We start from the raw sequence: 13572 nt of genomic DNA on the forward strand, positions 1-13572 counted from the left end.
AAGACTTTTTCAACGGGCTGATAAATACGGGTTGTTCATCCGAAAGGCGAGGTGTTGTCCTGGAAGTCGTCGAGTTGCTGGTGGATGTCGCTGGTGACGTCCGCCGGGCTGACGAGGCTGACGGCATCTGCCTGGGCTGTGCTGTCTTCCGGGGCCATGGCCAGGTCTGAGGCGATCTGGGCCGAGAGGGTATTGAGCTGGGCCTCGGAGCAGCAGGCAGGCACTGCAATGTCTGCCGCCTCGCCCTCTCCCCCATTTGTCTGGCCGGCGTCGGCCAGGCTCTCCTGGGCGCTGCTGTCGCTCCCGGCAGCGGCGGGTTCTTCCGATGCATCCGCCCCGCCGGCACTCTGGTCCGAGCCGGCCAGGCTTTCCTGGCCGCTGCTGTCGTCTGCGGTGGCAGCGCCGGCGGCCGCTTCAAGGCCTCCGGATTCAGCGCTCAGGCTCTGCTCCGCTCCGCTGTCAGTCTGGCTGCCCCCGCCGGCACTCTGGCCCGCGCCGGCCAGACTTTCCCGGACGCCGCTGTCGCTCCCGGCGGAAGAGGCGGCAGAGCCTCCGGAGGGGTCTGGCCGGCCGGCGCTTCCTGCGGCCCCGTCCTCAGGCCCCGCCTGTTCCAGCGCGAACTCCTCCCCATACAGGGCCACATCGGCCGCTGTGCCGGTGCTTCCGTCCGTCCGCGTGAAGCTCACCGTGCCCAGGATGCTGCCGCCTGCCTGCTCGCCGCCGCCCTCTTCGCCCCGCAGATCGATGGCCGCGATCCCCGCCTCGTCCAGGGTCCGGAACTCGCCTGTGTCCGTCACGCCGTTGCTGTTTTTGTCCTGCCAGAGGCCAAAGGATGACCACTTCCCGTCCTGGCTGTCAAAGACCTGATCCTTGTTGGTATCAAAACTGCGCAGCCCCTCCAGGTCGCTCATGGCGCCGGGCGTGTACTCGCTCAGCATGAGTTCGTCCGCACGGTCGATCATCCGGTCCCCATTGTAATCATAGGCCAGAAAGGCGTCCCTGCCGCTTATCCACCCCGTCTTTTCATCCACCCCGTCCCGGTTCCAGTCAAAAGCCGGCCCGGAGTCCAGGGCCAGAAGCTCCAGCCCGTCCCCCTCCAGATCGAACACCACCGGCGAGTAGCGGTGGATGCCCACAGCCCCGGCCAGCTTCGTCAGGTTGACCGTTATCGTCCCGGTCGCGCCCTGGTAATCAACCGCTGTTATGTGCATATTCGCGCGTGAGCCGGGCATCCGGTCAAAACCAAACTTGAAGTGACCGTTGCCGTAATCGAACAGTTCGTGCTTGCCGTAGCTGGTCGATGAACCCAGGGCGCCGTGGATCGCCATGATGTCGCCCCAGTCGTAGCTCCAGCTGTTGCCCCCGTTTTTGTCCTCCACATGGAAGCTGAAGGTCTGCCAGCCGTCTTCATCTCCATGGCTCCCGTGGATGTCCTGGTTGGTGATGCGGTACAGGCCGGTGAAGCTGGGCGCGTAGTTGTGGTCCAGCACCCGGTTGATGATCAGCTGGCTGGGCGTCTCGCCGCCATGCCCGTCGCTCACCGTATAGTCCACCACTATCCGCCTGCCGGCCATGCCTTCCGCCGGCCGCACGGAGAGATTGCCATTGCTGATCCGCACCTGGGCCCGCCCCTGGCTCACCTGCGGGTTCACAAGCGAAAGCTGGTCCCCGTCCGCGTCATAGTCGTTGCCCAGAAGCGCGCTGATCCTGTAGTTGTTCCACACCACCTCTTCCGCAGCCTCGCCGTAGTCGGACTGGGTCAGCGGCGCGTCGTTCACCGGCTGCACGTAGATGCCGGAGACGCCGGTCGTCACCGCGCCCTGGGCGTCAGCCACCTGGTAGCTGAAGCGCTCCAGCCCGCTGAAGTCCCGGTTCGGCGTGTACAGGATATTGTCCGTGGCCCTGTCCCAAACGAGGCTGCCGTGCTCCGCCGACAGCCCGCCTGCAAAGTGGACGCTGTCCTGCTCATAGGGCGAGGCCATTTCCACATCCGTGACGCCCTTCATGAGCTGGCCCACGTTGAAGAGGAACTGATTGTCTTCCACCGCGCCGAACAGCACTTCCGACTGGACAAGGGGCGCGTCGTTCACCGGCTCGATCTCGAAATACGCACGCCCCACGGTGCCCTGGCTGATCCCGTCCGTCACCGTGTAGGCAAAGCTCGCCTGGCCCGGATAGCAATCGTTAAAGTTCTGTTCCGGCACAAAGAGCACGCTGCCGTCCGCCAGGAGCTGCACCTGGCAGTGGCTGGCCTCGCCCACAGAACTGATGAAGAGATGGTCGCCGTCCGGATCCTGGTCGTTTTTCAGCAGCAGGCGCTGGGGCAGCGCCGAAACCGTATCTTCCTTCGTGGTCAGCACCTCGTCGTACACATCGGGCGAAGTATTGGGCCTGACCTCGAGCGTGGCCCTTGCCTCCGAGAAACCGCCCCTGCCGTCCGTGATCCGGTAGCTGAAGCTGTCGAAGCCCACCCAGTTGTCTGCAGGCGCCCGATAGTGGATCCCGCCCAGACTGTCCACCGACACGCTGCCATGCTCTGCCGGCCCCACGCTCAACAGGGTCAGCGGATCCCCGTCCGCGTCATGGTCGTTGGCCAGAAGGGCGGCCCCGCTGTACACGTTGTCATAGCGCCCGTTGCTCCAGGCCACAAGGTCGTTGTCATCCTCGGCCACAGGCGCATCCGGCGTGCCGCTCACCTGGACCCTGACATGGCCGAAGCCCACGCCGCCTTCCGTATCCAGCACCCGGTAGCGTACAAAGGCCTGGCCGTTGAAGTTCTCGTCCGGCTGGAAGAAGAGCGTGTCGCCCCGCACCCAGGCATCGCCCGAAAGCGTACTGTCAATGCCGCCAAAGCGCAGTTCCTTCCCGTCTTCCACGTCATGGGCGCCTGCAAGAAGCGCGGCCACCGAAAAGGACACGATCCCGTCTTCCTCTGTGCCCGCACTCTGCAGCGCCACACGGGGCAGATCGTTCACCGGCAGGATGTCCATGGCCATATGCCCGGACAGGGCGGCCCCATGACCGTCCGTGACCACGTAGTCAAAGCCCGCGGGCCCGTAGTAATCGGCATCCGGGACAAAGGTGTACAGCCCGTTCTTCAGGCTCAGCGTCCCGCCGCTGGCATGGCTCACCGCGCTCAGGCTCAGGCTGTCGCCGTCCGCGTCATGCACGAAACGGCTCAGGGCCCGGCTGTCCAGAACCCAGGGCTGATCCTCGGGCAGACTGACCCGGTCATAGCGCAGCACCGGCGCGTCGTTGACGTTTGCCACCCCGACGCTCACCCAGGACGAGGCCTCGTGCCCCGCCGCATCCCGCACCGTGTAGCGAAAGCCCGCATCTGCCCCGAAGTAGTCCGCAGCCGGCGTGAAAACGATCTGCCCCGCCCCGTCTTCGGCAAGCGTCCCGTGCACCGCCCCGTGGGCAGCCACAAAGGCGAGCGCCCCGTCTTTATCCGTATCGTTTGCCAGAAGCGCTGCCGGATCGATCCGTATCGCCTCTTCCTCCCTTGTCGTATAGCGGTCTTCGCCAAAGACCGTGGGCCGGTCCGCCAGCTCCACCCCGACCTGCAGCAGGCCGCTGTGCTCCGCCCGGCCGTCTGTCGCCACATAGGAAAGCGTCACCGGGCCGGTAAAGCCCGCCTCCGGCCGGAAGACAAAACAGCCCTGCTCCGAAAGCACCCGACCCTTCCCGCTCTGCACCTGCAGCGCGGAGAGGGAGAGCTGATCCCCGTCCGCATCCCGCACAAAACGGCTCAGGGTCCTGGCATCAAAGCGCAGATCCGTTTCCCAGGGCAGGGCGAGACTTTCGGCAATGGCCTCCGGCGCCCGGTTCACCGCAGCCCCGGAGCCATGGCCCGACGGCCCGGCAGGCGGGGCAGGGGAGGGCGTCCCGCTCCCGACCGGACTGGCTGTCGGGCTGCCGGCCGCAGCCGGGGCAGAGGCGCTCACCCCAAACTCCAGATGACCACTCACCCTGCCCATGTGCCCGTCGTCCGCCTCATAGTCAAAGGAGGCACGGTCCGCGCCCGCGTCCGCCACAAAGGTCCAGACCCCACCCCGCTGCTCCACATGCCCGCCTGAAACGTTGGTGACACTGCTCAAACGCAGGCTGTCCCCGTCCGCGTCATGCACAAAGGCCGCCACCGCCCCGGGCGTCAGGGCGAAGCCCGCTCCGGAGACCGGAGCGATGCTCGTGGCCGCGACCACAGGCGCGTCCTGCACGTTCAGCACCCCGACACTGACCCAGGCCGAAGCCTCCGCCCCGCTGGCGCTCCTGGCCGTATACGAAAAGCCCGCCTCCCTGCCAAAGTAGTCCGCATCAGGCCGGAAGCCGATGCTCCCGTCCGCGTTCAGGCGCACCCGGCCGTGCGCGGCGCCCTGTACCGAGAGCAGCTCCAGCCCCTCACCCAGGTCGCCCGCCAGCAGCTGCCCTGCCGAAAGCCTCAGCTCCCCGTCCTCCAGCATCAGAAAGCGGTCGTTCTGCAAAGCCGGCGCGCCGTTCGCATTCACATAGCTCAGCCGCGCATGCCCCATCTCCGGATAGGCTCCAGGCCGGTCACAGGCGAAATAGCTGAAATCGATATCGCCGGTAAAACCGGGCTCGGGTTCAAACACCAGCTCGCCGCCCCGCTCCGTGACCCGGCCGTGGCTGATGCCCCGGAAGTGATCCAGATGCAGGGTGTCCCCGTCCCCATCCCGGTCGTTGGCCAGCAGTTGCGAGAGCTGAAAGGGCGTGCCCATGGCCAGGGTAAAGGCGTCGTCTGCAAGCTCCGGCGCTTCGTTGACGTCGTACACATCCACCAGGGCCCGCCGGGTGATGATCCGGCCCGCACTGTCCGCAAGCTGGTACAGAAAGGAGGCCTGACCGCTGAAGCCGGCCTCCGCCTCAAAACGAAGATCCCCGTTGACATCCCTGTACACCCGGCCATGCTCCGCCCCACCCAGACCCACAAAGCGCAGACCCTCCGCCTCCAGCCCAAAGCCGGCCTCGTGCGCAAGCTGCGACTCCACAAAGCGCAGACTGGAATCCTGCGGGGCGATAAAAAAAGCCCCCTGTTCCACCTCCGGAGGCAGAGGGGCAGGGGGCTCGTCGTGCAGGGCCTGCCAGGCCCGGGCACTGACCTGACGCCCGCTCGCGGACTGACCCAGGCTCATGCCCAGCATGGTGTCAAAAAGCGTCTCTCCAGGGGGCGCGGCAGCCGCACGGCCCTCCCAGCCGTGCCACCAGGGCCCGGCCGGCGGTTCCGGCGCGGCCCGGCTCCCGTCCTCGTGCAGCACCGTGCCCGCAACCCCGCCCCGGTGGTAGTAGGACGAAGTCCGCGGCAGCTCCGAAAACACATTGCCCTGCCGCTGCAAACCCGCCCACTCCGCAGCCACAAAGGACTCCAGCTCCGCCCCGGAAAGACCGGAGAGCCCCGCATAGCCCGCCAAAAGCTTCCCGGAGATCCCGCCGACCGCGGCAGGCTCCGCCTCCGCCGGGCCCTGCGCCCCGGGCAGCCCGGATGCCAGCAGCCGTTCGTAGAGCCCATGCTCCAGCCCGTCCAGGGGCCGCACATACCCGGGGCCCGGGGCCTGGCCCGCCGCAGCGCCGCGAGACCCCGCTCCAGAGGCCGCCACGGCTGTGCCCGCAGGCCCCAAGAGCCCGCCCAGACCCAGCAGGAACAGCTCGCTCCCATAGTCCACAAAGGCCCCGCCCAGGCTCCGCGCCCCGAGAATCGCCCCCACCTGCCGGCCAGACCTCGCCTCCTCGCGCAGCGGCAGGGACAGCACCTGCTCGTCCCTGGCCACAAAGCATCGACCCACCGGGCCCTGCTGGCCACCGCCCTGGAATACCCCCGTGCCCCAGCTCCCGCAGTCCCGGCTCCTCGTCTCCCCGTACTTCCAGGTCAGCCCGTCTTTCACAAAGCCCTGGCCTGCCAGAATCGCGCCCATCCGGGCCTCGTCCACAAAGCCATGAACATCGGTCGCCGATTTCATGGCCGCTTCCACACTGGCCCCACGGTCGCGCGCGTACAAAACCCCCAAGAGCTCCCGCCCCGCCTGGCTGCTGTCCTCCACCAGAACACTCACCTTCCCCACGCCGTCCGTGCTCGGATACTCGAACTGCACCGGCTCGCCCTGCTTCAGCACAAAGTGCGGCAGACTGCCGTCAATCCGGGCCCTGCCGCCGCCGTTCACATAGCTCTGGATCACCGGCAGCAGGGACTCGCCAAACTCCAGCGCCTGATCCCGCATGCCCGAGTCCCCGCCGTACACCCCCTCCACCTGCACATGGCCGTCCGCGTCGATCATAAAGCTGCCGCTCGCCGACGGCGCAGAATGATGACCAAAGAACAGCGCCCGCACCACCTGAATCGCCACCGCCGCCGCTATGCCATATCCACCGCCAAAATACATCAGCGCCGCGCACGCCGCGTCCACCGCAGCGTCCGCATACTCGCCCTCGCAGAGTTCCACCACCGCCACCGCGGCCGTGACCGCAGCGCCCGCATTGCCCGCTGCTGCCGTGCTCATGCCCGAACCCGCCGTGGCCCCTGCCCCGGCCGTTGCCCCGGCTGTGGTACCCGCTGCGGCGCTCGCCGCAGTCGCATTGCCGAGCGCCACCGCCCCGGTGGTCGTGGCCGCGCTCAGACCCGCGCCCTGCGTGTCCCCGTCCAGAAGCTGCACGACAGAGGTCGCATAGCCCACAACAGGCACCAGATCCGCCGCCAGCGTCGTGCCCGTGCCCCCGGCCAGTTTCGACAGCGCGTCATAGGTCCCCAGCGCCGACACCGCCGTATGCCCCCCGCTGACCGCCATATCCTTCACATTGCCGGACTCCAGCGCCTCGCTCAGGTTCCTGAGGTCCAGCGCCAGCGAGGCCGCGGAGGCCGCCCCGGACAGGGCCGTCAGCCCGCTGCCCGCTTCCGGACCCGGACTGAGGCTGGTGCTCCCCGAATCCAGGTAGTTGCCGATGTCGCTGGCCAGATGGAGGCCGGAGGCGGCTATCGAAAAGCCGTCGCCCCCGTCCAGCGCCGCCCCGAAGTGCAGGGCCGAGCCCAGGGCGGACAGCGTGATCCCGCCCTGCTCGCCCAGAAAACTGCCCCCACCATTGGCCTGCACAAAGCTGTCGATATCCCGCACCAGGGCCGCTGTGCTCGATACCGCGTTCCAGCCCTCGCCATGGTGCAGGGCCTGCGCCAGATCGAGCGCATCGCCCACGCTGGAGAGCCCCACATGGGCCGCATCCGCCTGCCCGCCGAAGAGGCTCCCTTTGTCCCGCTGCATGGCCGCGATGTCCACCGTGTTGATGCTGTTCACCAGTTCCCTGGCAATCGCAACCCCGTCTCTGCTCTCTATCGCCGTGGTCAGCCGCAGCCGCCCCTCGGCCGCAGCCAGACTGCTCTCCCGCTCCTGCCGCGCCTCCTCGGACGCCGCCCATGCGGCATAGGCCGCAGCCAGCTCCCCCTCACCGCCAGCCGCCTCTCCTGCAAGACCGGGTTGACCGGAGCCAGCAGCCTCAGCCCCTTCCTGCCCATCCGCCCCGGCCTGGGCCATAATCCCGGCCAGCCACTCTGCCCCTGCCTGGGTATATGCCCCGTGCTCATCCAAAAAGCCCTGCTGCCAGAGCAGTTCCAGATCCGCCATGTAGTCCCCGGGATCGAGCCCCTCCGGCCCGGGCCCCTCGCCTTCTGCCGGGACCTTCGACTGGTCGCTCAGGTGGACAATCCCGGAGGCATCGCCGGATTGCGCAGCCTCGGGGCGAAGTCTGGCGGGGAGATTCCAGAGTTCATCCACAGAGGCAGTCAGGATGAGCGGCGCTCCTTCCGGCAGCCCCAACTGCCCGCGCAAGTGCGCCTCATACTCCGCTTTCGTGAGGTACTCCTGTTCATAGCCTCTGGCATCAGTTCCCGCGGCATGATCTCCTGCCGCATCACCAGGCTTGGTCATGCTGGTGGGGGGACCGAGCTGCCACCAGTAGGGAAGCGCATGGGGATAGGTATACTCCCCTGCCGGGGCGGTTGGCGGGCCGCTTTTGATGGCGTCCCAGATGGATTTGAGCGCAGTGCCCAGGCCCTCGGCTGTTCCATGCCACAGTGGTGGGTCAAAATCTGAAATATTCACCAGGTCATCATCATTAATGTTCTGATTTGGCGTTTTATCTCGCAAGTGATTAAGCGTACCATGGATTGCAACTATTTTTATAAAATTCATCAGGCTATCTGGCATTTCTGACAGGCCATCACCATCGAATATCTCTCGAGTTGGCATTTTAAGAAACTTTTTTATTGCCATATCTTCTACAGCATCATCCATACCTGGATCATTTTCAGCAATGTATGCTTTTACAGCATTAATGCCTTTTTTGATCATTTCATTGTCTTCTATATCATCACCATATGAAAAAGCGCCTCCATTTCCTTTGTCTTTTACCATTCTCCATACAGCAATGATAGAGCTGCCGGTTTCAGATACTCCTTGTGCATAACCTGCTGCAGCTTCTGTGAGTTCTTCTGAAAGTCCTATCGCTTTCGCTACAGCTCCATAGTTATAATTTCCAAAATCTTCATATTGTGATTGTACATCTATACCATATTTTTTCTTAAATTCTATACGCTCACTTTTATCAAGCTGTTTATAGTCCCATTCTCCTCCATTTCTAACCTTGTTGTAAAACCATATCAATGTCTCTTCTCTGCTATGATTTTCTTTATATGTTAGTGCCTCTATAATATTGTCTTTTACAGATGCTTTTTTCTTGGTACCATATAAAAAGTTGGTCACTGTTGGAATGCCACCAGTATTTACGGGGACTGGTGATACACCTGTAACTGCTATTATGCCCCCTAAAGCAGGAGGTATTGGTATTGAAGTTGAGAAATCAAAATTCGACGGTATTTTGTTGTCATTTACAAAATCTTTGGAAGTATAAATTTTATTCTTTTTCATTTTATCCTCCATGCTCATATTAGATTATTCAATGAGAAAATTTTGTATTCTAAAATACTCTTTATTTCTTAAATAATATATAATTATAAATATTAAAACTGAAAAGTAATTAATGCCATAATATAATAATAACTTTGTTAGAATAGTCAATTTTTGGGATATACTACTTTTTATTATAATAAATGTCGTTAATTCCGTAAATATAATTATACTTATATAATAAGTTAAAAACAATTTCATAAAATACAGGAACCTAATTTTTATCAATTTTCTATCATGCATAACTACCGTTTTTGCAATAAAAAAAACAGTACATAAAGATGACATTGGTAGCATAACAAGTATATCAACTGATATTTCTCCTAATAAACTCGGTATCTCTACGCTATAATGTAGTAGCCACATAAATGTAAAAATAGAGATAACAGGTATACCATTAATTAAAACTGATATAAATAATAAGGCAGAATGCAAGCTAATTTTTTCAACTAAATAGCTCTTATGTTCAGCTTCCATTTTTTGTCCTGTAAATTGCAAACATACCATTGAGCAAGTGGTTAAAAATCTCAATGGAACTTTGGCACTCTAAACATTAGTGTGGCCATTATTCAATCGACGAGTTGCTATTTGCAGCCTTCCTTTCTTCCGTGATTATCTGAAAACTGCTGCCTGACCAGCTTGCTGGCTCCAGATCCCTAAATCCGGCTGTTCCTGAACCATTAACAAGCGTCAGCCTTTGCCGCAGTGCCTGTGGCAGTGTGCGCAGGAGGCTTTGCCACAAACATCTCCGGGGTTCAGACTTTCCTGTTTTTTGCTCCGCCAGATTACCCCGCTGCTTCCGCTTTGGCAATGGCCTGAAAATCCGGCCCAGCCCTGCTCAGGGCTTCGTCCCGTCTCCAGAAACAGTGCGGAACAGATTCCCGAGTTTTTGTTCAGCTTATGTGGGCAGCCGTAAAATAACTGTCAGCTCCTGAACATTTTCTTTCCCGAAAAGCGCCCATGGCCAGGGTAAAGGCGTCGTCTGCAAGCTCCGGCGCTTCGTTGACGTCGTACACATCCACCAGGGCCCGCCGGGTGATGATCCGGCCCGCACTGTCCGCAAGCTGGTACAGAAAGGAGGCCTGACCGCTGAAGCCGGCCTCCGCCTCAAAACGGAGATCCCCGTTGACATCCCTGTACACCCGGCCATGCTCCGCCCCACCCAGACCCACAAAGCGCAGGCCCTCCGCCTCCAGCCCAAAGCCGGCCTCGTGCGCAAGCTGCGACTCCACAAAGCGCAGACTGGAATCCTGCGGGGCGATAAAAAAAGCCCCCTGTTCCACCTCCGGAGGCAGAGGGGCAGGGGGCTCGTCGTGCAGGGCCTGCCAAGCCCGGGCGCCGACCTGGCGTCCGCTCGCGGACTGACCCAGGCTCATGCCCAGCATGGTGTCAAAAAGCGTCTCTCCAGGGGGCGCGGCAGCCGCACGGCCCTCCCAGCCGTGCCACCAGGGCCCGGCCGGCGGTTCCGGCGCGGCCCGGCTCCCGTCCTCGTGCAGCACCGTGCCCGCAACCCCGCCCCGGTGGTAGTAGGACGAAGTCCGCGGCAGCTCCGAAAACACATTGCCCTGCCGCTGCAGACCCGCCCACTCCGCAGCCACAAAGGACTCCAGCTCCGCCCCGGAAAGACCGGAGAGCCCCGCATAGCCCTCCAAAACCTTCCCGGAGATCCCGCCGGCCGCGGCAGGCTCCGCCTCAGCCGAGCCCTGCGCCCCGGGCAGCCCGGATGCCAGCAGCCGTTCGTAGAGCCCATGCTCCAGCCCGTCCAGGGGCCGCACATACCCGGGGCCCGGGGCCTGGCCCGCCGTAGCGCCGCGAGACCCCGCTCCAGACGCCGCCACGGCTGTGCCCGCAGGCCCCAAGAGCCCGCCCAGACCCAGCAGGAACAGCTCGCTCCCATAGTCCACAAAGGCCCCGCCCAGGCTCCGCGCCCCGAGAATCGCCCCCACCTGCCGGCCAGACCTCGCCTCCTCGCGCAGCGGCAGGGACAGCACCTGCTCGTCCCTGGCCACAAAACATCGACCCACCGGGCCCTGCTGGCCACCGCCCCGGAATACCCCCGTGCCCCAGCTCCCGCAGTCCCGGCTCCTCGTCTCCCCGTACTTCCAGGTCAGCCCGTCTTTCACAAAGCCCTGGCCCGCCAGAATCGCGCCCATCCGGGCCTCGTCCACAAAGCCATGGACATCGGTCGCCGATTTCATGGCCGCCTCCACACTGGCCCCACGGTCGCGCGCGTACAAAACCCCCAGGAGCTCCCGCCCCGCCTGGCTGCTGTCCTCCACCAGAACACTCACCTTCCCCACGCCGTCCGTGCTCGGATACTCGAACTGCACCGGCTCGCCCTGCTTCAGCACGAAGTGCGGCAGACTGCCGTCAATCCGGGCCCTGCCGCCGCCGTTCACATAGCTCTGGATCACCGGCAGCAGGGACTCGCCAAACTCCAGCGCCTGATCCCGCATGCCCGAGTCCCCGCCGTACACCCCCTCCACCTGCACATGGCCGTCCGCGTCGATCATAAAGCTGCCGCTCGCCGACGGCGCAGAATGATGACCAAAGAACACCGCCCGCACCACCTGAATCGCCACCGCCGCCGCTATGCCATATCCACCGCCAAAATACATCAGCGCCGCGCACGCCGCGTCCACCGCAGCGTCCGCATACTCGCCCTCGCAGAGTTCCACCACCGCAACCGCCGCTTCCACCGCAGCGCCCACATTGCCCGCTGCTGCCGTGCTCATGCCCGAACCCGCCGTGGCCCCTGCCCCGGCCGTTGCCCCGGCTGTGGTACCCGCTGTGGTGCTGGCTGCTGTGGCTGCGGCGCTCGCCGCAGTCGCATTGCTGAGCGCCACCGCCCCGGTGGTCGTGGCCGCGCTCAGACCCGCGCCCTGCGTGTCCCCGTCCAGAAGCTGCACGACAGAGGTCGCATAGCCCACAACAGGCACCAGATCCGCCGCCAGCGTCGTGCCCGTGCCCCCGGCCAGTTTCGACAGCGCGTCATAGGTCCCCAGCGCCGATACCGCCGTATGCCCCCCGCTGACCGCCATATCCTTCACATTGCCGGACTCCAGCGCCTCGCTCAGGTTCCTGAGGTCCAGCGCCAGCGAGGCCGCGGAGGCCGCCCCGGACAGGCCCGTCAGCCCGCTGCCCGCTTCCGGACCCGGACTGAGGCTGGTGCCCCCCGAATCCAGGTAGTTGCCGATGTCGCTGGCCAGATGGAGGCCGGAGGCGGCTATCGAAAAGCCGTCGCCCCCGTCCAGCGCCGCCCCGAAGTGCAGGGCCGAGCCCAGGGCGGACAGCGTGATCCCGCCCTGCTCACCCAGAAAACTGCCCCCACCATTGGCCTGCACAAAACTGTCGATATCCCGCACCAGGGCCGCTGTGCTCGATACCGCGTTCCAGCCCTCGCCATGGTGCAGGGCCTGCGCCAGATCAAGCGCGTCGCCCGTCGCGGAGAGCCCCGCATGGGCGGCATCCGCCTGCCCGCCGAAGAGGCTCCCTTTGTCCCGCTGCATGGCCGCGATGTCCACCGTGTTGATGCTGTTCACCAGTTCCCTGGCAATCGCAACCCCGTCCCTGCTCTCTATCGCCGTGGTCAGACGCAGCAGCCCTTCAGCCGCAGCCAGACTGCTCTCCCGCTCCTGCCGCGCCTCCTCGGACGCCGCCCAGGCGGCATAGGCCGCAGCCAGCTCCCCCTCACCGCCAGACTCCGGGCCGGACTGGCCGCCGGCTTCAGCGCCTTCCTGATTCACCGCCTCGGTCTGGGCCATAATCCCGGCCAGCCACTCTGCCCCTGCCTGGGTATATGCCCCGTGCTCATCCAACAGCCCACGCTGCCAGAGCCACTCCAGATCCGCCATGTAGTCCCCGGGATCGAGCCCCTCAGGCCCGGGCCCCTCTCCCCCTGCCGGGAACTTTGACTGGTCGCTCAGAACAGGAATCTTCGATTGATCCGTCAGGGCAATGACGCCGGGAGAACCAGCAGCGTCCACAAGCGCATCCAGCAGCTTTGCCGCCGCTTCCCTGCCATACAGGGCTGCCGCCGGAAGCACGGCAGACAAAAACGCAGACGCTGCCCCGCCTGCTTCGGCAAGCGCAACAAAACCTGCCGCAGGGGAGCCACTGTAGTCCGCATTGCCAGAATTCCCCGCTGGCGGCAGTTCGTTAGCATATGCTGCAGTAGGCGCAAACGGATTCAGCCGGTTAATTGCTGCAACAACAGCGAAATCATCCTTGACATCAATGAATTCCGAACGATTTTCCTTAACACTACCACTATTTAAACCAAGAGGGCTATTGCTGTTCCCATCTTCAGGATATTTTCCATGATCATTAAAGTAAAGCTCTCTTTGTAAGTACTCATTATTGTCAATATTCAACTTACGGGCAAAGTTGAGCAGAGCATTTGGAATAGCTTCCTGGAAAAATAGACTACTCGAAATATCTTTATCAACAAGTGTTATAGTTTTACTGAATCCAACTTTTGCATTAATACCAAATTTCTCAAGGGTCTTCGTGTCAAAACCATAATCTGCAAGCAGGTCTGTTACTGATGCCTCCCCTTTTGCAGAAATATCAGCCTTAAAGTGTACACCTGCCGAATCTAGATATG

2 protein-coding genes and 1 pseudogene are annotated in these 13572 nt (G+C 62.5%); all 3 read right to left on the reverse strand.

Annotated elements, in window-relative coordinates:
* Nucleotides 1–35: 35 nt before the first annotated feature.
* The 3 genes and pseudogenes from CAY53_RS07740 to CAY53_RS07745 all read right to left on the reverse strand — a co-directional run bounded on the left by CAY53_RS07740 (nucleotide 36) and on the right by CAY53_RS07745 (nucleotide 13021).
* Nucleotides 36–8102, reverse strand: coding sequence for a cadherin-like domain-containing protein (locus tag CAY53_RS07740; RefSeq protein ID WP_245874776.1), 8067 nt, complete (start codon nucleotides 8100–8102; stop codon nucleotides 36–38).
* Nucleotides 8103–8342: 240 nt separating this feature from the next.
* Nucleotides 8343–8945 (reverse strand): annotated as a pseudogene (locus CAY53_RS14120) (polymorphic toxin type 44 domain-containing protein); the annotation flags it as partial.
* A 914-nt stretch (nucleotides 8946–9859) separates the two neighbouring features.
* On the reverse strand, nucleotides 9860–13021 hold the full coding sequence (locus CAY53_RS07745) for a hypothetical protein (RefSeq protein WP_146106448.1): 3162 nt from the start codon (nucleotides 13019–13021) through the stop codon (nucleotides 9860–9862).
* Nucleotides 13022–13572 lie beyond the last annotated feature (551 nt).

Origin of the sequence: Desulfobulbus oralis (assembly GCF_002952055.1) — a bacterium.
GTDB lineage: Bacteria > Desulfobacterota > Desulfobulbia > Desulfobulbales > Desulfobulbaceae > Desulfobulbus > Desulfobulbus oralis.